Here is a 19,249-nt window from a genome sequence, read left to right as displayed (position 1 = left end):
CAGAGGTGAATTGCCCCGAAATGCCGCGAAAAGAGGCAGTCCGCGTCTGTTCGCGGGAGATTGCCTATTGACATGGTCTCGGTTTCTGTCGTACCAATGAGACATGACGGCTACTCTGTCTCACGGCACGCCGGTTCGATTCCAGCTCGCGAACGCCGATACCTGGACTGATCCGTGGCCGATGTACAGGGCGCTGCGGGACCATGATCCCGTCCACCATGTGGTGCCGCAGGACCGGCCGAACGACGACTACTTCGTGATGTCGCGCCACGCCGACATCTGGGCCGCCGCGCGCGACCACGAGACGTTCTCGTCGGCGCAGGGGCTCACGGTCAACTACGGCGAACTGGAGCTCATCGGCTTGGCCGACAATCCGCCGATGGTCATGCAGGACCCGCCCGTGCACACCGAGTTCCGCAAGCTGGTGTCGCGCGGTTTCACCCCGAGGCAGGTCGAGGCGGTCGAGCCCAAGGTGCGCGAGTACGTCGTCGAGCGAATCGAGAACATCCGGAAAAACGGCGGCGGTGACATCGTCGCGGAGTTGTTCAAGCCCCTGCCGTCGATGGTCGTCGCGCACTATCTCGGCGTTCCGGAGGAGGACCGCGGCCAGTTCGACGGGTGGACCGACGCGATCGTCGCGGCCAACACCGCCGACGGCGGCATCGGCGGGGCGCTGGAGACGTTGGGCGACAAGCTCGCCGAGATGATGGCCTACTTCACGCAGCTGATCGAACGCCGCCGCGTCGAACCGGAGGACGACACGGTTTCGCATCTGGTGGCCGCCGGGGTGGGCGCCGACGGTGACATCGCCGGTGTGCTGTCGATCCTGGCGTTCACCTTCACCATGGTCACCGGCGGTAACGACACCAGCACCGGCATGCTCGGCGGGTCGGTGCAGCTGTTGCATCAGCGGCCCGACCAGCGTCGTCTGCTGGTGGAAAACCCCGAGCTGATACCGGATTCCGTCGAGGAGTTCCTGCGCATGACGTCGCCGGTGCAGGGACTGGCCCGCACCGTGACCCGCGACGTGGAGGTGGCCGGTACGACGATCCCCGAGGGCAGGCGGGTGCTGTTGCTCTACGGTTCGGCGAACCGCGACGAGCGCCAGTTCGGCGCCGACGCCGCCGAACTCGACGTGACCCGCAAGCCCCGCAACATCCTGACGTTCAGTCATGGTGCGCATCACTGCCTCGGCGCGGCGGCGGCGAGGATGCAGTCTCGCGTCGCGCTGACCGAACTGCTGACGCGGATTCCCGACTTCGAGGTCGACGAGAGCGGAATCGTCTGGGCCGGCGGCAGTTACGTACGTCGACCGCTGTCCGTGCCGTTCGTGGTGAATACCTGATGGGCGGCGACTGGCTGGCCGCGCGGCGCACCGAAGTGGCCGCCGACCGCATCCTCGACGCGGCCGGTGAACTGTTCGCGCACAAAGAGGCCGCCACCGTTGGCATGCACGAAATCGCCTCGGCGGCAGGGTGTTCACGCGCAACGCTGTACCGATACTTCGAAAACCGCGACGCGTTGTACACCGCTTATGTGCACCGGGAGAGTTACCGGCTGTACCGCGAGATGACCGAGCAGATCAACGCGCTGACGGATCCGCGCGAACGCCTGATCGAGGGGATGCTGGCCTCACTGCGGAACGTGCGTGAAAGTCCTGCTCTCGCATCGTGGTTCGCGACGACACAGCGCCCGATCGGTGCGGAGATGGCCGAGGAGTCCGAGGTCATCAAGGCGCTGACCGAGGCGTTCGTCATCTCGCTGGGCCCCGACGACCCCGAGTTGGTTGCCCATCGCGCCCGGTGGCTGGTGCGGGTGATGACCTCGCTGATGCTGTTCCCCGGCCATGACGAGGACGACGAGCGGTCGATGCTCGAGGAGTTCGTCGTACCGATCGTGCTGCCGGGTCAGCTTTCCTCCGCGCGTGCGGAGGCTGTCATGCCACCCAGTAAGCCTGCGCTTTGATCGACTTCTTCGAGATCTTGTACTCCTCGCGGAACACCTTGGCGACGGCGCGGGTGGTGCGGTTGTCGCATGCCACCCAGCCGAAGTGATCGTGCGCGTCGAACGCCGCCGCGGCGACGGCTTCCACCAGTGCCTCGCCGGCGTTCTTGCGGTCCACCCACACCACGTCCGTGCTGCGGGCGACCGGTAGTTGCTTGTCGTCGTCGTGACCGGCCTCGAGGAACACCCGGGCCGGGGCGTCACCGATCGCGGTCAACAGCGAGTTGATCGCGGGCAGTGATGCGGTGTCGCCGACGATCACGTAGCCGGCAGGCGCCGGTTCGGGCAGGGTGAAGTTGCTGCCCAGCACCGTCACCTCGATGGAGTCGCCCGGTTGGGCGTTCTCCGCCCAGTGCGACGCGATGCCGTCGTGCAGCGCGAACTCGATGTCGACGGTGTCGGCCGCGGGATTGGGGTCGACCAGCGTGTAGCCACGCTGATGCAGTTTCTCGCCGTCGGCGAACCACATGCGGATCCACATCGTCGGGTGCAGCGGAGAACCCTCGAGCATGCCGCCCGCATCGAAACTCAGCCGCAGGTAGTGCGGGCTGATCTCCCGCTTACCCGTCACGGTCAGCTGATAGTCGCCCGCGCGCAGCAGCTTGAGCACCGCACCCTGGAAACCGCGCGTTGGCTTCTTGTCCGACATAACTGGCCCTCCGTGTCGCCGTTCTGGTTAGGCTACCCTAAGGCCGCGTGCGGCTGAAGCGCAGTGTGGAGGCGGCCGCGGGTGCTTAAGTGGTTGATTGCTCGCACCACGTGCATGTTGCGATCAACCCGTCAGCGCGAGGCCTCAGGCGGTCTTGACCCGGGTGAACCGATGCAACAGCCAGGCCAGCGGGATCGTCACCACGAAGGTGACGAGGAACAGCATGACGATGGACCCGGTATAGATCGGATAGTGCAGGATCTCCACCATCACCACCTCCATCGTGATCAGGTGGATCAGGAAGATCTCGTAGGAGATCTCGCCGAGGAACACCATCGGCCGGCTGGAGAGCAGCCTGGCGTAGACGCCCCGATCGCCCAGCGCCAGCGGGGCGACCGCCAGCGTGGCGATCACCGCGTAGAAGAACGCCTTCGCCAGTCCCTCGCGCAACTCGTTGGGCGACGTGGTGGGCTCCCCGGCGATCGGTGTGGACACGATGAAATAGCACGCGACCGCCAGCGGGACACATGCCAGCGCGTAGGCCCGCACACCCAGTGGCTGCAGCACCGCCAGCATCATCCCGCCGATGAACCAGGCCAGATACGACGGCAGCCACAGCCGGGCACCGTCGGGCAGAAAGTCGGTGGTGTGCACCAGGATCAGCCACGCCGGGGTGAGCAATGCGAGCGCGACCAGTCCGCTCATCAATAGGCCCGGCCGCCACCGTCGTCGGCACAGCACCACCAGCAGCAGCCAGGCAAGCAGCGGCAGCACAAGGTAGAACGCGACCTCGACCGCCAGGCTCCACATTTGCGTCAGGCCCTGATGCAGGAACGAATACAGATAGTGGTCGGTGTAGATCTGGGTCAGCGTGAGGTTGCGGAACAACCCCTCCCAGGTGTGGCCGGGATTCGGGCCCGCGGTGCGGAAGTGATAGACGAGATAGGCCACCAGCACGGTCACCGCGTAGGCCGGCATGATGCGGCGCACCCGGTGCCATGCGTATCGACGCACCGAGGGTGGCGGCGCGTCTGTGGCCGCTGACTTCACCCACGGCGAGAACAACAGAAATCCGCTGAGCACGAAGAAGATCGGTACCCCGATCTCGGCCCGTGAGTACACCAGGCCGACGTAGCCCTGCGGATACTTCCCCGTCGTGTATGCGGCGTGGGTGAGCATCACCAACAACGCCGCAACGGCGCGGATCCCGGTGAGCGAGGCGACTCGTTCGGCCTTGCCGATGGATTCCAGGCCGCCCTGCGCGTCCAGCCCGCGCGACAGCGTCATCTCTGCTTGCGCCGGGCCTTGTCCGGCCGCCGGTCGGGCTGCAGGTTGATCTTCACACCCGAGATGCGGGTGTTCTCAAGGGCTTTGAGTGTCCTTTGGGGCAGATCGGCAGGCAACTCGACCAGCGAGAAGTCCGGGCGGATGGTGATGTGGCCGAAGTCGCTGCGGTGCAGGCCGCCTTCGTTGGCGATAGCGCCGACGATGTGACCCGGTCCGACCTTGTGCCGTTTGCCGACCGCGATGCGGTAGGTGACCAGACCGTCCCGGGATTTGCGGTCGGGCTTGTCGCGGCGCGGCCGGTCGTCGCGCTCGCGCCGCTTGTCCGGCGGCGGCTCGACCATGAAGAATTCGTCGCCACCGTGCGCCTGCGCGGCCAGCGCCGCGGCGATGTCGGCGATCGGTACGTCGTGCTCGCGTTCGTAGTCCTCGATGATGTTCCGGAACACGTCGGTTCCCGGGGCGTTGAGCGCCTCGGTGATCGAGTCGCGGAACTTGGAAACCCGTTGGGCGTTGACGTCTTCGACCGTCGGCAGTTCGGCCTCGATCAGCTTGGACCGGGTGGCCTTCTCGATCGCCTTGAGCAGGTGACGCTCCCGCGGCGTGACGAACAGCAGCGCCGCCCCGGACCGGCCGGCCCGACCGGTGCGACCGATGCGGTGCACGTAGGACTCGGTGTCGTTGGGGATGTCGTAGTTCAGCACGTGGGAGATGCGCTCGACGTCCAGGCCGCGTGCGGCGACGTCCGTGGCGATCAGGACGTCGATGCTGCCGTTCTTCAATGCGGCGATGGTGCGTTCGCGCTGGGCTTGCGGGATGTCCCCGTTGATCGCCGCCGCGGCGAAGCCCCTGGCCTTGAGCCGTTCGGCGACCTCTTCGGTGGCCTGCTTGGTGCGGACGAACACGATCATCGCGTCGCCCTCTTCGACCTCGAGCACCCGCGTCAGCGCATCCATTTTGCGGTGGCCGGCAACCTGGATGTAGCGCTGCGAAATGTTCTCGGCGGTGGCGGTTTTCGCCTTGACGGTGACTTCGACCGGGTCGTGCAGGTATTTGGTGGTGATCTTGCGGATCGCGGGCGGCATGGTCGCCGAGAACAACGCGACCTGCTTGTACTCGGGGGTGTCGGACAGGATGCGCTCGACGTCTTCGGCGAAGCCCATCTGCAGCATCTCGTCGGCCTCGTCGAGCACCAGATAATCGAGCCGCGACAGATCGAGCCGGCCCTTCTCGAGGTGATCGATCACCCGGCCCGGCGTTCCGACGACCACCTGGGCGCCGCGCTTGAGCCCGGCCAACTGCGGGCCGTAGGACGATCCGCCGTAGATCGGCAACACGTTGACGTCGGGCAGATGTGCGCCGTAGCGACCGAACGCCTCGGCCACCTGCAGCGCCAACTCGCGCGTGGGCGCCAGTACGAGCGCCTGGGTGGTGCGACTGCCGGTGTCGATCTTCGACAGAATCGGGATTGCGAACGCCGCGGTCTTGCCAGTGCCGGTCTGTGCCAGGCCGACCACGTCGGAGCCGGCCATCATCGCCGGGATGGTCGCCGCCTGGATGGCCGACGGCGTCTCGTAGCCGACGTCGACGACGGCCCGCAGCACCGATGGGTGAATGTGCAGGTCATCAAAGGTCAGCTCGGTGCCAGTCGCATCCGGCTCGGAGGGCGTCATCGGTAACCGAGTCTAATGCCCGCGACACGCCCGATTTGCCAAGCGGTGTGTCGGCGCGACCTGCTCGACGCGATTTGCAAAGGTGGCTCAGGTGACTCGCTCGGTTCGGTTCAGCAGCCTCATCGGTTTGGTGGCGGCGCTCTTGGTGGCATGCGGGGCAAGCGACTCCACCGTCTCCAAGACACCGTCGGCGGCGCCCGTCGCTTCGCCGGCAACGACGGCAGCGCCGCCGCCGGCTGCGACGGTCGCACCGCCCAGCGCCCCGGCGGCCGCCGATCCGTGTGCGGTCAACCTCGCCGCGCCGGAGATCGCCGAGGCCGTCAAAAAGTTGCCCCCCGATCCGCGCAGCAACCAGGGCTGGAACTCGGAGCCGCTGGCGGGCAACTACAACGAGTGCGCACAGCTTTCGGTCGTCATCGTCAAGGCCAACACCAACGCCGAGAATCCCAACACCCGCGCGGTGATGTTCCACCAGGGCAAGTTCATTCCGACCGGAGTGCCGGACACCTACGGGTTCAACGGCGTCGACAAGTCGGTCACCACCGGCGACACCGTCGCGCTGCGCTACTCCAACGGCGTGCCGGGCCTCGACAGTGTCGTCCGGTTCCGCTGGAACGGCAACGGTGTCGAGCTGGTCGGAAACACTTGACGCCGTTGCGCCGAGCGTGGTGCCGCGTTCGCGGGGCATCGGGATGTCGGCCGGGTCACATACAGTGGCACCGTGTTCGTGGCCTCTCAGGGCGCCGAAATCCGCGTCATTTACAGCGCATCCGACCTCGCTGCGGCGGCCCGCTGCGAGTACGCGCTGCTGCGCGCCTTCGATGCCAAGCTCGGCAGGGGGCCCGCCGTCGCGGTCGAGGACGAGCTATTAGCGAGGACCGCCCAGCTCGGCGATGAGCACGAACAGCGGCATCTCGAGGTGCTGCGCGCTGGCGCCGACGTCGCGATCATCGGGCGGCCCCCGTACACGGTCGAGGGCCTGACAGCGGCCGCCGAACAGACCATGCGTGCGGTCGAGCGCCGCGCGGAGGTCATCTACCAAGCCGCAATGTTCGACGGCCCGTTCGTCGGCTTCGCGGACTTCATGGTCTTCGACGGTGAGCGCTACCGACTGCGGGACACCAAGCTCGCGCGCTCGGTCAAGGTGGAGGCACTCCTGCAGTTGGCGGCCTATGCGGAGACGCTCGCAGCCGCGGGAGTGCCGGTGGCCGAGGAGGTGGAGCTGGTGCTCGGCGACGGCGCCACCGCGACTTACCGCGTCGACGAACTCCTTCCGGTGTATCGCCCCCGGCGCGCCGCCCTGCAGCGACTGCTCGACGACCACTTCGCGGCCGGCGCGCCGGTCGACTGGGCGGACGAGACGGTGCGCGCCTGCTTCCGCTGCCCGGAATGCCAAGGCCAGGTTCGCGCCAACGACGACCTGCTGCTGGTCGCGAACATGCGGGTGAGCCAGCGGGCACGCCTGCTCGACGCGGGCATCACCACCGTCGCCGAGCTTGCGCAACATGAAGGCCCGGTGGCCGAGCTTCCGGCTCGGACCGTCGCGTCGCTGTCGGCGCAGGCTCGGCTGCAGTTGACTCCGCGGGTCGACGGCAAGCCGCCGTACGAGATCGCCGACTCGCAGCCGCTCACCCTGCTGCCGGACCCCGACAGGGGCGACCTGTTCTTCGACTTCGAAGGTGACCCGCTGTGGACCGCCGACGGTCACGAGTGGGGTCTGGAGTACATGTGGGGTGTGCTCGAGACGGGCGGTGCATTTCGCCCGCTGTGGGCCCACGACCGCGCGAGCGAACGCAAGGCTCTCGTCGACTTCCTCAAGCTGGTCCGCCAACGCCGCAAGCGGTTCCCGAAGATGCACATCTACCACTACGCGGCGTACGAGAAGACCGCGTTGCTGCGGTTGGCCGGACGCTACGGCGTCGGTGAGGACGAGGTGGACGACCTGCTGCGCAGCGGTGTGCTCGTCGACCTTTATCCGTTGGTACGCAAGAGCATTCGCGTCGGCACCGAGAACTACAGCCTGAAATCGCTGGAGCCGCTCTACATGGGCGCCGAATTGCGCACCGGCGACGTCACGACCGCGACGGAGTCGATCACCATGTACGCGCGGTTCTGCGAACTGCGCGCCGAGGGTCGCCACGACGAGGCCGCCAACATGCTCAAGCAGATCGAGGACTACAACCGCTACGACTGCCGCTCGACGCACCGCCTGCGCGACTGGTTGATCAAGATCGCCATAGAGTCGAGCGTCCCGCCGCTCGGACCCCAGCCCGTCGCAGAGGGCGTCGCGGTCGAGGACACCGATCAACTCGCGCACACGCTGATGCAATTCGCGGGCGACGGTGTGACGCAGCGGAGTCCGGAACAGACGGCCGTGGCGTTGATGGCCGCCGCCCGCGGGTACCACCGCCGCGAGGACAAACCGTTCTGGTGGGCGCATTTCGACCGGTTGAACAACCCGGTCGACGAATGGGGCGACACCAGCGACGTGTTCCTGGCCGAAACCGACGGCGCGACACTGGTCAAGGATTGGCATCTGCCGTCGACACGCGCACGCAAGCAGCAGCGCTGGGTGAGGCTCACCGGGGCGCTCGAAAGCGGCGGCCTCAACAGAGAGGTGTTTGCGCTCTACGAACCCCCCTCGCCGGCGGGCCTGGCCGACAACGCAGACCGGCGCGCCGCAGGTAACGCCGATGTCATCGAGGTCGACGACGCGAATGTCCCCACCGAAGTGATGATCTGCGAACGCGAAACCCCGGCCGGGACGTTCGCGCAGTTGCCGTTCGCGCTCACGCCGCGCAACGTCGTCGGAACCAAGAAGCAACGGGAGGCCATCGACACCGCGGCCGCCGAAGTCGCCGCCGCTCTGCCCGATCTGCCCCGCACCGCGGTCGTCGACGTGCTGTTGCGCCGACCGCCGCGTACCCGCAGCGGCACGGTACTGCCCCACACCGGCGACCTGACCGCCGACATCACCGCCGCACTGCTCGACCTTGACTCGTCATACCTCGCGGTGCACGGCCCGCCCGGGACCGGCAAGACGTATACGGCCGCCCGGATCATCGCCCGCCTGGTCAATGAGCATCAGTGGCGTGTCGGCGTCGTCGCCCAGTCACATGCGGTGGTGGAGAACCTGTTTCGCGACCTGATCAAGGCCGACGTGGATCCGGCGCGCATCGCGAAGAAGGACTGCCCTGCCGATGTCGGCTGCCAGGCGATCGACAAGGACGAGTACGCGGCGTTCATCGCGGCGCACGCCGGCTGTGTGATCGGCGGAACGGCATGGGATTTCGCGAACGACACTCGCGTCGAGGCGCACAGCCTCGACCTGCTGGTGATCGAGGAGGCGGGCCAGTTCTGTCTGGCGAACACCATCGCCGTGGCCAGGGCGGCCGACAACCTGATGCTGCTCGGCGACCCTCAGCAGCTGCCTCAGGTCAGCCAGGGCCACCACCCCGAACCCGTTGACGCGTCGGCGCTGGGCTGGCTGGTGCAGGAAAACCGCACGCTGCCCGAGAAACTCGGCTACTTCCTCGACCGCTCCTACCGGATGCACCCCGAATTGTGCGCGGCGGTGTCCCAGTTGGCTTACGAAGGCAGGCTGCTGCCCGCTGAGAGCGGCCCCGGCGCGCGGCGCCTCGAGGGCCAACACCCCGGTGTGCGGGTGCTGTCGATCCCCCACGACGGCAACTCGACGAGCAGCCCCGAGGAGGCCGCGACGATCGTCGCGGCTACGAAGCTGGTTCTCGGCAGCGATTGGACCGACGAGGACGGCACCCGCCCACTGAGGCAGACCGACGTCCTCGTCGTCGCACCCTACAACGCGCAAGTGTCGCTGTTGCGTGAGCAATTCGACGCCGCCGGGTTGCCCGACGTCGCGGTCGGCACGGTCGACAAGTTCCAGGGCAGGCAGGCACCGGTGGTCTTCATCTCGATGACGGCGTCGTCCATCGACGACGTGCCGCGAGGAATATCATTCCTGCTCAACAGGAATCGGCTCAACGTCGCGATCAGCCGAGCGAAGTACCTGAGCGTGATCGTTCGCTCCGAGACACTCACCGAATACCTGCCGAGCACACCGGACAGGCTGATCGAACTGGGTGCGTTCCTGTCGCTCTCGCCGTGTGATACACCGACGGGATGAGTCTGACCGCCCAGCTGGCCGGGATCGTGGGAAACGCCTACGTCAGCACCGATCCCGACGTGCTGTCCGGGCGCAGCGTCGACCATACGGGCCGCTACCACGGCCGGGCCGGCGCGCTGGTGCGGCCGGGGTCGGCCGACGAGGTCGCCGCCGTCCTGCTGGCCTGCCGCGACGCGGGCGTCTATGTAACCGTGCAGGGTGGCCGCACCTCGCTGGTGGCCGGGACCGTGCCCGAGCACGACGACGTGCTGCTGTCCACCGAACGGCTGCGCGACCTCGGCGAGGTCGACGTCGCCGAGCGCCGTATCTCCGTGGGCGCGGGTGTGACGCTGGCCGAGGTGCAGCGCGCGGCCGCAGCCGCCGGCCTGGTGTTCGGAGTCGACCTGGCCGCGCGCGACACCGCAACGGTCGGCGGTATGGCATCGACGAACGCGGGCGGGCTGCGCACTGTGCGCTACGGCAACATGGGCGAGCAGGTCATCGGTTTGGACGTCGCGCTGCCCGACGGCACGGTGCTGCACAGGCACAGCCTGGTGCGGATGGACAACACCGGCTACGACCTGGCAGCGCTGTTCATCGGCGCCGAGGGCACGCTGGGCGTCATCACCGCACTCGACCTCAAGCTGCACCCCACGCCGCGACACCGGGTGACCGCGATCTGCGGGTTCGCCGACCTCGACTCGCTGGTCGCCGCCGGCCGTACCTTCCGTGACCTGGACGGCATCGCCGCGCTGGAGCTGATCGACGCGCGCGCCAGCGCGCTGACCGCCGAACACGCAGGGGTTCCCGCGGCCGTCGACGGCGCCTGGCAGCTGCTGGTCGAGCTGGCCGGCGACGGGGACCAGACCGAGCGGCTGGCCGAGGCGATCTCCGACGCGGAGCTGACCGCCGAGCCCGCCGTCGGTGTGGACGTGGCCGCGCAGCAGCGGCTTTGGCAGGTACGCGAGGCCGTCGCCGAGGTGCTCGGCGCATACGGGCCGCCGTTGAAATTCGATGTGTCGCTGCCGCTTTCGGCCATCGCATCGTTCGCGGCCGAAGCCGCCGAGCTCGTCGCCGCCCATGCGCCGGAGGCGATTCCGGTGCTGTTCGGGCACATCGGCGAGGGCAACCTGCACCTGAACCTGGTGCGATGCACGATCGACGACGAGTCCGAACATGCGCTGTACTCGGCGATGATGGACCTCATCGCGCGTCTCGGCGGCAATGTCAGCTCCGAGCACGGCGTCGGCACCCGCAAGCGGGATTACGTCGGAATGTCGCGCACCGACGCCGATATCGCGGCGATGCGGACGGTGAAGTCGGCGTTCGATCCGTCGGGTTACCTCAACCCCGCCGTGCTCTTCGGCTAGCGGTCCTCGGGGTCGTCGTCGCGAGCATGTCTGCCGTTGGACTCGGACCACCACCGCCGGGCGGCCGGGCGCTCGTCAGACATCCGGTGAGACCCGGATCGCTCCAGCCGACTGAGGCGAGGCTCGTCGTCGACATGCAAACCGTTGTGCGCCAGCCCGATCGGCTCGACCGTGGGCTCGGCGGGCAGCGCCGGGGGAATGTCGGCGAGCAGCTGGTCGAGGATCGCGCGCCACGAGTCACCGGCCCGCTCGGGTTCGGGTCCGGGTCGGACGTCCAACGGCTCGGTCGGTGGGTCCCGCTCGGCGGACACCGACGGCGAAGGATCGACATGACCCCAGTCGACGGTGTATTCGAGGTAGTCGTCATCGTCGTCGACGAACGCTTCGTCGCCGCCGTACTCCACCGCCAGGGGCGCGGCGTCGACGTCGTCGAGGGGCCGACGCGCATAGCCGAGCAGGAACAGCGCGGCGCCCACACCGAACAACGCGACGAAGGCCGGCAGCAGCAACGCCTGCGACATCGCCGCGGCGAACGGTCCGTGCAGAAACGACGGCAGTTGCGTCGCACCGGCTTCGCCCTGGGTCGAATCGGCGGCCCACGGCGGCATCTCGGAGTCGACCTGCCACGTCATGAACGCCGCCATGCCCGCGCTGCCCAGCACGGCCCCGACCTGTCGGGTGGTGTTGTAGACCCCCGAACCCGCACCGGCCAACTGCGGCGGCAGGTTGCGGGTCGCGGTGGCGGCCAGCGGCGACCAGATGAACGCCATGCCGATACCCGTCGCGGTCAGCGGCAGCACCAGCCGCCAGATCGGGGTGGCGGGCGTCATCTCGATCGACAGCCAGGTCATCGCGATCGCGAGCACCGAGAAGCCGAAGCCGACCACCGGCCGCGGATGCCACCGGTCGACGATCCGGCCGACGTACGGCGCGAGCACGCCGGTCGCGATCGCCATCGGCGCGGTCAGGAGCGCCGATCTTGTCGGCGACAGCCCGCACACCGCCTGGGCGTAGAACATGACCGGCACCATCATCCCGGTCGCCACGAACCCGATGGTCGCCACGCCGAAGTTCGACAGCGAGAAATCGCGGTCCCGGAAGACCACCAGCGGCAGGAGTGGATCCCTGGGGTTGACCGACTGCCAGTAGAGGAACGCGGCCATCACTCCGATGCCGAGCGCCATCAGGCCCCACACCCAGTGCGTCCACTGGTGCGCCTGGCCCTCCTGCAGCGCGAACACGATCAGGAACATCGCGACCGCCGACAACACCACCCCGGGCAGGTCGAACCGCTGCATGTGCCGCGGTAGCTCGGGCACCAACCGGATCGCCACCGCAACGCCGAGCACGCCGACGGGCACATTGACGAAGAAGATCCACTGCCAGCCGAGGGCGTCGACCAGAATCCCGCCGGCCAGCGGGCCCACCAGCGTCGCGACGCCGGCCGTCGCACCCCACACGCTCATCGCCACGCCGCGCCGCTCGGCCGGGAAGATCCGGGTCACCGTCGACAGCGTCTGCGGCGTCAGCAGGGCCGCGCCCACCCCCTGGACGACGCGCGCGGCGATCAGCATCCCGATCGTGTCGGACAGCCCGCACCACAGGGAGGCCACGGTGAACACCGTCAGGCCGAGGAGGTAGAGGTTCTTCGGCCCGAACCGGTCACCCAGGCGGCCCGCCACCAGCAACGGCACCGCGTAGGCGAGCAGGTAGGCACTGGTGACCCAGAGGACCGCGTCGTAACTCGCATCGAACCGCGCCATGATCGCCGGATTGGCCACCGACACGATCGTCGCGTCGACCAGGATCATGAAGAAGCCGACCATCATCGCCCAGAGCGCATGCCACGGGTTCGGGGAGGCGTTCTGCCGGGGAATGAGGGTTGAGAACATCTGGGCTCGACTAATACTCGGCGATCCCGCCGACGCTACGGAGCCCGGCAGGGGCCGACAAGTCGGGACCCACGTGCAACGAGGCGTCAGGCAGGTTCGGGCACGGCGTCATCGATGACGTCGTGTTCGGAGTCGCCCGCACGTTCGGTCGTCGACACACCGACGGCCATGAGCGCGAGCAACGCGATCACCATACCCACCGTCATCACCGACGCCAGCGCGAACTCGTCGTTGCCGAGGGCGCCGACCAGCGGCGCGATCGCCGCGCCCAGGCCGAACTGTGCCGCGCCGAGCAGCGCCGCCGCCGTGCCCGCGGCGTCGGGGTGCCGGGTCAACGCCACGGCGGGCGCGTTCGGGATGACCAGACCCAACGCCGCCAGGATCACCCACACCGGGACGACGAACCCCGCCAGCCCACCGAGATGAGCAAGCGACATACCGACGAAGACGGCGCCGGCGACCGAGGCCACCACCAGCGCCCAGAGCACGATGGTCTGCGGTGAGAACCGGCGCAGCAACACGACATTGCACTGCGTCGCAGCGATCAACGCGATCGCGCCCGCACCGAACACGAGGGCGAACGCCTGCTGATCAAGGCCGTAGCGGCCCTGCAGCACAAACGGCGCGGCGGCGATGTAGGCGAACAACCCCGACATACCCAGCGCGGCGACCAGGACCAGCACGACGAACCGGAGGTCGCGCAGCAACTCCAAGTACGTCGCGGCGATGCCGCGCACCTTCAGCGGGCGCCGATGCGAGGCGGGCAGCGTCTCGGGCAGGCTGAGCGCGGCGACCAGCAGCAGCACGCCCGCGATCACCACCAGCGCAGCGAACACCCAGTGCCACGAGGCCTTCAGCAACACCGCGGCGCCCAGCGACGGCGCCACCACCGGAGCAACGCCGAGCACCAGCATCAGCCGCGACATCACCGTCGCCGCAGCCGAGTCGGTGAACAGGTCCCCGACGACCGCGATCGCCACCACCATGGCCGCGGCGGCGCCCATCCCCTGCAGTCCGCGGGCCACCCCGAGCAGTTCGATGTTCGGCGCGAACAGGCACAGCAGCGACGCGACCATGTGCAGCACGATCCCGGCCATCAGCGGGCGGCGCCGACCCAACGAGTCCGACAGCGGGCCGACGACCAGCTGGCCGAGCGCCAGCCCGGCAAGCGTCCCGGTGAGCGTCAGCTGCGCCACCGACGAGGACACCCCGAGCTCGTCGGCGATCCTCGGCAGCGCGGGCAGGTACATGTCGATGGTCAGTGGACCGAGCGCAACCATGACCCCGAGCACGACGATCATCCGGATGCGGCTCGGCGTCCTTTCCTCCTGTGTCGAGGTCGGGGCGGTTGTCAGCTCCACAGCCGGTGATGTTGCCATGAGAATGGTTAGCGTCGCTTCTCAATATTTTCTTCCCGGTTGCGCGCACAGTGAGCGTGATCACGGCCGGGCACCGACGCCGATCGCCGTTCGTTGGCGAGGCGTTAGCCTTGAGGCGAATAGCTCGGACAGGAGGCCCACATGAGTGCCCGGTCGAAGGCCAAGAGCCAGTTGCCGGCGGTCAACGATGGCGCCGCCGAAGATCCGAGCGTCGCCGCCAAGGTGCTCACCCAGATCATCGAGCGCGGCGCGCGCGTACAGGGACCCGCGGTCAAGGCCTACGTGGACCGCCTTCGCAAGCAGAGTCCCGACGCGTCGCCGGCCGACATCGTCGGCAAGCTCGAGAAGCACTACCTCGCCGCAGTGATGGCCAGCGGCGCGGCCGTCGGCTCGGCCGCGGCGTTCCCCGGCATCGGGACGCTGGCCGCGATGTCGGCGGTTGCCGTCGAGACGGTGGTGTTCCTCGAAGCGACGGCGGTCTACGTGCTGGCCGTCGCGGAGGTGCACGGAATCCCCGCCGAGCATCGGGAACGTCGCCGCGCCCTGGTGCTGGCGGTGCTGGTCGGCGAGGACAGCAAGCATGCGATCGCGGACCTGATCGGCCCGGGCCGCACCAGGGGCGCGTGGCTGGCCGACGGCGCGGCCACGCTGCCGCTGCCCGCGGTGTCGCAACTGAATTCGCGCCTGCTGAAGTACTTCGTCAAGCGCTACACCCTCAAGCGCGGGGCGATCGCGTTCGGCAAAATGCTGCCCGTCGGCATCGGGGCCGTCGTCGGCGGCGTGGGCAATCGGCTGATGGGCAAACGCATCGTGGCCAACGCGCGCAAGGCGTTCGGCAGTCCGCCACCGCGGTGGCCGGCGGCCCTGCATGTGCTGCCCGCACCGCGGGGCTAGCGGCGTGGCGACGACCATAAGGCCGTTGTCATGGCCTGGCCGTTGCTTCAGCGCTAGCCTTTAGGCGGCGGATTGCGGGGTAACCGTAGAGAACCTGGCGAGCGTGTGAGGCGCTCGCGCGAAGCGAAGGAATCGAGGCGAGTAGCTACCGTGAGCTCACCTTCACCATTCGGACAGAACGAGTGGTTGGTCGAGGAGATGTACCGCAAGTTCCGCGAGGATCCCTCGTCGGTCGATCCCAGTTGGCATGAGTTTCTGGTCGACTACTCTCCCGAGCCGACGTCCGAGAGCCAGACCGGTGGCGCCAACGGTCAGCGTGCGGCCGCGCCGGTGAGCCCGCCAGAGCCGGCGCCGGCTCCGGCGCCGAAGGAGACCGACAGCGACGGCGCCAAGGAAACCAAGGAAACCAAGGGAGCCGCCAAGGAAGCCAAGGCACCCGACGCGAAAGCGCCGGCAAAGGACAAGAAGGCCTCCGAGTCCAAGGCCCCGGCCAAGGAAGCCAAGGCGCCGGAGAGCGCCCCGGCGAAGGCCAAGGCCAAGGAGTCCGCCGACGGCCAAGAGACTCAGGTGCTGCGGGGTGCGGCCGCGGCAGTCGTGAAGAACATGTCGGCCTCGTTGGAGGTGCCGACGGCGACCAGTGTCCGCGCGATACCCGCCAAGCTGATGATCGACAACCGGATCGTCATCAACAACCACCTGAAACGGACTCGGGGCGGGAAGATTTCGTTCACCCACCTGATCGGTTACGCGGTCGTACAGGCGGTCAAGAAGTTCCCGAACATGAACCGCCACTTCGCCGAGACCGACGGCAAGCCGACCGCGGTCACCCCCGAACACGTCAACCTCGGGCTCGCGATCGACCTGCAGGGCAAGGACGGTAACCGCCAGTTGGTGGTGGCCGGCATCAAGGGCGCCGAAGCGATGTCGTTCGGCCAGTTCATCGCAGCGTACGAGGACATCGTGCGCCGGGCGCGCGACGGTAAGCTCACCGCCCAAGACTTTGGCGGCGTGACGATTTCGCTGACCAACCCCGGCACCATCGGCACCGTGCATTCGGTGCCGCGGCTGATGCGCGGCCAGGGCGCGATCATCGGTGTCGGCGCGATGGAGTATCCGGCCGAGTTCCAGGGCGCGAGCGAGGAGCGCATCGCCGATCTGGGTGTCGGCAAGCTGGTCACGTTGACGTCGACCTACGACCACCGAATCATTCAGGGCGCCGAGTCCGGCGACTTCCTGCGCACCGTGCACCAGCTGTTGCTCGACGACGACTTCTTCGACGAGACCTTCCGCGAGCTCGGCATCCCCTACGAGCCGGTGCGGTGGCGGACCGACAACCCGGACTCGATCGAGGACAAGAACGCCCGCGTCATCGAGTTGATCGCCGCGTACCGCAACCGCGGTCACCTGATGGCCGACATCGACCCACTGCGACTGGACAAGAACCGGTTCCGCAGCCACCCCGACCTCGACGTGCAGACCCACGGCCTGACGCTGTGGGACCTGGATCGCGAGTTCAAGGTCGGCGGCTTCGCCGGCGCCGAGCAGAAGAAGCTGCGCGACGTTCTCGGCCTGCTGCGGGACTCCTACTGTCGCCACATCGGCGTCGAGTACACCCACATCCTCGAGCCCGAACAGCAGCAGTGGCTTCAGGACCGCATCGAGAAGAAGCACGAGAAGCCGACGGTCGCCGAGCAGAAGTACATCCTGAGCAAGCTCAACGCGGCAGAAGCGTTCGAGACGTTCCTGCAAACGAAATACGTAGGCCAGAAACGCTTCTCGTTGGAAGGCGCCGAGACCGTCATCCCGACCATGGACGCGGTGATCGATCAGTGCGCCGAGCACGCACTCGACGAGGTCGTGATCGCCATGCCGCACCGCGGCAGGCTCAACGTGTTGGCCAACATCGTCGGCAAGCCGTACTCACAGATCTTCAGCGAGTTCGAAGGCAACCTGAACCCGTCGCAAGCGCACGGCTCCGGCGACGTGAAGTACCACCTCGGCGCATCCGGCAAGTTCATTCAGATGTTCGGCGACAACGAGATCGACGTGTCGCTGGTGGCCAATCCGTCGCACCTCGAGGCCGTCGACCCGGTCCTGGAAGGTCTGGTGCGCGCCAAGCAGGACATCATCGCCAAGGACGACCACGACAGCGAGACCGCCGAAGCTTTCAGTGTCGTGCCGCTCATGCTGCACGGCGACGCGGCGTTCGCCGGGCAGGGCGTGGTCGCCGAGACGCTGAACCTGGCGCTGCTGCGGGGCTACCGCACCGGCGGGACGATCCACATCATCGTCAACAACCAGATCGGTTTCACCACATCGCCTTTCGACGCCAAGTCGTCGGAGTACTGCACAGACGTCGCCAAGATGATCGGCGCGCCGATCTTCCACGTCAACGGCGACGATCCCGAGGCCGCGGACTGGGTGGGCCGGCTCGCGGTCGACTTCCGGCAGAAGTTCAAGAAGGACGTCGTCATCGACCTGCTGTGCTACCGCCGCCGCGGGCACAACGAAGGCGACGACCCGTCGATGACGCAGCCGGCGATGTACGACGCGATCGACGTCAAACGCGGTGTGCGCAAGAGCTACACCGAAGCGCTGATCGGCCGCGGCGACATCTCGATGAAAGAGGCCGAGGACGCGCTGCGCGACTATCAGGGTCAGCTGGAACGGGTCTTCAACGAGGTCCGCGAACTCGAGAAACACGAGATCGCGCCCAGCGCTTCCGTCGAGGCCGACCAGATGGTGCCGGCCGGTACGAACACCGCGGTGGACAAGTCGTTGCTGGCCCGCATCGGAGACGCGCATCTGGCGTTTCCCGAAGGCTTCAGCGTGCACCCGCGCGTCAAGCCGGGACTCGAGAAGCGGCGCGAGATGGCCTACGAGGGCAAGGTGGACTGGGCCTTCGCCGAGCTGCTGGCGCTGGGATCGTTGATCGCCGAGGGCAAGACCGTGCGACTCACCGGCCAGGACACTCGCCGCGGCACATTCTCGCAGCGCCACTCGGTCATCATCGACCGCAAGACGGGCCAGGAGTTCACCCCGCTGCAGCTGCTGACCACGAACGAAGACGGCACGCCCACCGGTGGCAAGTTCATGGTGTACGACTCGCCGCTGTCGGAGTTCGCCGCCGTCGGCTTCGAATACGGGTACTCCGTCGGCAATCCCGAGGCGCTGGTGTTGTGGGAGGCACAGTTCGGCGACTTCATCAACGGCGCACAGTCGATCATCGACGAGTTCATCAGCTCCGGTGAGGCCAAGTGGGGGCAGCTGTCCGACGTCGTGCTGCTGCTGCCGCACGGGCACGAGGGCCAAGGTCCGGACCACACGTCGGGCCGCATCGAGCGGTTCCTGCTGTTGTGGGCCGAGGGGTCGATGACGATCGCGATGCCGTCGACGCCGGCCAACTACTTCCACCTGTTGCGCCGTCACGCGCTCGACGGCATCCACCGGCCGCTCATCGTGTTCACGCCGAAGTCGATGCTTCGCAACAAGGCCGCCGTCAGCGACATCCGCGAGTTCACCGAGATGAAGTTCCGCTCGGTGATCGAGGAACCGACCTACGCAGACGGCGACGGTGATCGCAGCAAGGCCAAGCGCATGCTGTTGACCAGCGGCAAGCTCTACTACGAGCTGGTCGCCCGCAAGAACAAGGAGAAGCGCGACGACGTGGCGATCGTGCGGATCGAGCAACTCGCACCGCTGCCGCGGCGCCGGCTGGCCGAGACGTTGGACCGCTATCCCAACATCGAGCAGTACTTCTGGGTTCAGGAGGAACCGGCGAACCAGGGCGCATGGCCGACGTTCGGCCTGACCCTGCCCGAAGTGCTGCCGGAGAAGCTGTCCGGCATCACGCGCATCTCGCGGCGGGCGATGTCGGCGCCGTCGTCGGGCTCGTCGAAGGTGCACGCCGTCGAGCAGCAGGAGATCCTCGACGAGGCCTTCGCCTGACGAGACCTTCGCGCCGTAGGTCGCTTGACGGGT

12 protein-coding genes are annotated in these 19,249 nt (G+C 67.6%); 7 read left to right on the top strand and 5 right to left on the bottom strand.

The window, feature by feature from the left end; translation table 11 throughout:
* The first annotated feature begins 103 nt into the window (after nt 1-103).
* The gene (locus tag AU188_RS04545; protein WP_059162540.1) at nt 104-1,345 is read left to right on the top strand and encodes a cytochrome P450; all 1,242 of its coding nucleotides are present in this window, start codon (nt 104-106) and stop codon (nt 1,343-1,345) included.
* Nucleotides 1,345-1,965 (top strand): TetR/AcrR family transcriptional regulator, encoded by a 621-nt coding sequence (locus AU188_RS04540; RefSeq protein ID WP_059162539.1) that lies wholly within the window; start codon nt 1,345-1,347, stop codon nt 1,963-1,965. The genes AU188_RS04545 and AU188_RS04540 overlap by 1 nt, the downstream gene beginning before the upstream one ends.
* On the opposite strand, the gene AU188_RS04535 is transcribed toward AU188_RS04540, so the two are convergent.
* The 3 genes from AU188_RS04535 to AU188_RS04525 all read right to left on the bottom strand — a co-directional run bounded on the left by AU188_RS04535 (nt 1,937) and on the right by AU188_RS04525 (nt 5,610).
* On the bottom strand, nt 1,937-2,653 hold the full coding sequence (locus tag AU188_RS04535) for a siderophore-interacting protein (RefSeq protein WP_059162538.1): 717 nt from the start codon (nt 2,651-2,653) through the stop codon (nt 1,937-1,939). The two genes, AU188_RS04540 and AU188_RS04535, sit on opposite strands and share 29 nt — an antisense overlap.
* A gap of 144 nt (nt 2,654-2,797) precedes the next feature.
* Nucleotides 2,798-3,940: an acyltransferase family protein gene (locus AU188_RS04530; RefSeq protein ID WP_059162537.1), complete on the bottom strand. Its 1,143-nt coding sequence runs from the start codon at nt 3,938-3,940 to the stop codon at nt 2,798-2,800.
* Complete coding sequence (locus tag AU188_RS04525) at nt 3,937-5,610, bottom strand: DEAD/DEAH box helicase (protein WP_059162536.1); 1,674 nt, start codon at nt 5,608-5,610, stop codon at nt 3,937-3,939. Before AU188_RS04525 ends, AU188_RS04530 begins: the two co-directional genes overlap by 4 nt.
* 91 nt (nt 5,611-5,701) lie before the next feature.
* Here AU188_RS04525 and AU188_RS04520 point away from each other — a divergent pair, with 91 nt between their 5' ends.
* The 3 genes from AU188_RS04520 (at nt 5,702) to AU188_RS04510 (ending at nt 11,103) form a co-directional block, all read left to right on the top strand.
* On the top strand, nt 5,702-6,259 hold the full coding sequence (locus tag AU188_RS04520) for an LppP/LprE family lipoprotein (protein WP_082686488.1): 558 nt from the start codon (nt 5,702-5,704) through the stop codon (nt 6,257-6,259).
* A 72-nt stretch (nt 6,260-6,331) separates the two neighbouring features.
* Nucleotides 6,332-9,754: a TM0106 family RecB-like putative nuclease gene (locus tag AU188_RS04515; protein ID WP_059162535.1), complete on the top strand. Its 3,423-nt coding sequence runs from the start codon at nt 6,332-6,334 to the stop codon at nt 9,752-9,754.
* Nucleotides 9,751-11,103, top strand: a complete 1,353-nt coding sequence (locus AU188_RS04510) for an FAD-binding oxidoreductase (RefSeq protein WP_059162534.1) — start codon at nt 9,751-9,753, stop codon at nt 11,101-11,103. Before AU188_RS04515 ends, AU188_RS04510 begins: the two co-directional genes overlap by 4 nt.
* Here the strand turns inward: AU188_RS04510 and AU188_RS04505 are convergent.
* Nucleotides 11,100-12,995 (bottom strand): MFS transporter, encoded by a 1,896-nt coding sequence (locus tag AU188_RS04505; protein ID WP_059162533.1) that lies wholly within the window; start codon nt 12,993-12,995, stop codon nt 11,100-11,102. The two genes, AU188_RS04510 and AU188_RS04505, sit on opposite strands and share 4 nt — an antisense overlap.
* A gap of 86 nt (nt 12,996-13,081) precedes the next feature.
* Nucleotides 13,082-14,374, bottom strand: a complete 1,293-nt coding sequence (locus AU188_RS04500) for a multidrug effflux MFS transporter (protein WP_059162532.1) — start codon at nt 14,372-14,374, stop codon at nt 13,082-13,084.
* Nucleotides 14,375-14,515: 141 nt separating this feature from the next.
* Between AU188_RS04500 and AU188_RS04495 the strand changes: the two genes are divergently transcribed.
* Nucleotides 14,516-15,268, top strand: coding sequence for a hypothetical protein (locus AU188_RS04495; protein ID WP_059162531.1), 753 nt, complete (start codon nt 14,516-14,518; stop codon nt 15,266-15,268).
* A 198-nt stretch (nt 15,269-15,466) separates the two neighbouring features.
* The gene (locus tag AU188_RS04490; RefSeq protein ID WP_502687587.1) at nt 15,467-19,216 is read left to right on the top strand and encodes a multifunctional oxoglutarate decarboxylase/oxoglutarate dehydrogenase thiamine pyrophosphate-binding subunit/dihydrolipoyllysine-residue succinyltransferase subunit; all 3,750 of its coding nucleotides are present in this window, start codon (nt 15,467-15,469) and stop codon (nt 19,214-19,216) included.
* Nucleotides 19,217-19,249 lie beyond the last annotated feature (33 nt).

Source organism: Mycobacterium sp. IS-3022 (assembly GCF_001500065.1).
GTDB lineage: Bacteria > Actinomycetota > Actinomycetes > Mycobacteriales > Mycobacteriaceae > Mycobacterium.
Note: the sequence above shows the minus strand (reverse complement) of the source record. Positions and strands in the feature narration are given on the sequence as shown.

Excerpts from the sequence above, each read along its gene's own strand:
- AU188_RS04545 (WP_059162540.1), top strand. The coding sequence starts at position 104 with ATGACGGCTACTCTGTCTCACGGCACGCCGGTTCGATTCCAGCTCGCG.
- AU188_RS04540 (WP_059162539.1), top strand. The coding sequence starts at position 1,345 with ATGGGCGGCGACTGGCTGGCCGCGCGGCGCACCGAAGTGGCCGCCGAC.
- AU188_RS04535 (WP_059162538.1), bottom strand. The coding sequence starts at position 2,653 with ATGTCGGACAAGAAGCCAACGCGCGGTTTCCAGGGTGCGGTGCTCAAG.
- AU188_RS04530 (WP_059162537.1), bottom strand. The coding sequence starts at position 3,940 with ATGACGCTGTCGCGCGGGCTGGACGCGCAGGGCGGCCTGGAATCCATC.
- AU188_RS04525 (WP_059162536.1), bottom strand. The coding sequence starts at position 5,610 with ATGACGCCCTCCGAGCCGGATGCGACTGGCACCGAGCTGACCTTTGAT.
- AU188_RS04510 (WP_059162534.1), top strand. The coding sequence starts at position 9,751 with ATGAGTCTGACCGCCCAGCTGGCCGGGATCGTGGGAAACGCCTACGTC.
- AU188_RS04505 (WP_059162533.1), bottom strand. The coding sequence starts at position 12,995 with ATGTTCTCAACCCTCATTCCCCGGCAGAACGCCTCCCCGAACCCGTGG.
- AU188_RS04500 (WP_059162532.1), bottom strand. The coding sequence starts at position 14,374 with ATGGCAACATCACCGGCTGTGGAGCTGACAACCGCCCCGACCTCGACA.
- AU188_RS04495 (WP_059162531.1), top strand. The coding sequence starts at position 14,516 with ATGAGTGCCCGGTCGAAGGCCAAGAGCCAGTTGCCGGCGGTCAACGAT.
- AU188_RS04490 (WP_502687587.1), top strand. The coding sequence starts at position 15,467 with ATGTACCGCAAGTTCCGCGAGGATCCCTCGTCGGTCGATCCCAGTTGG.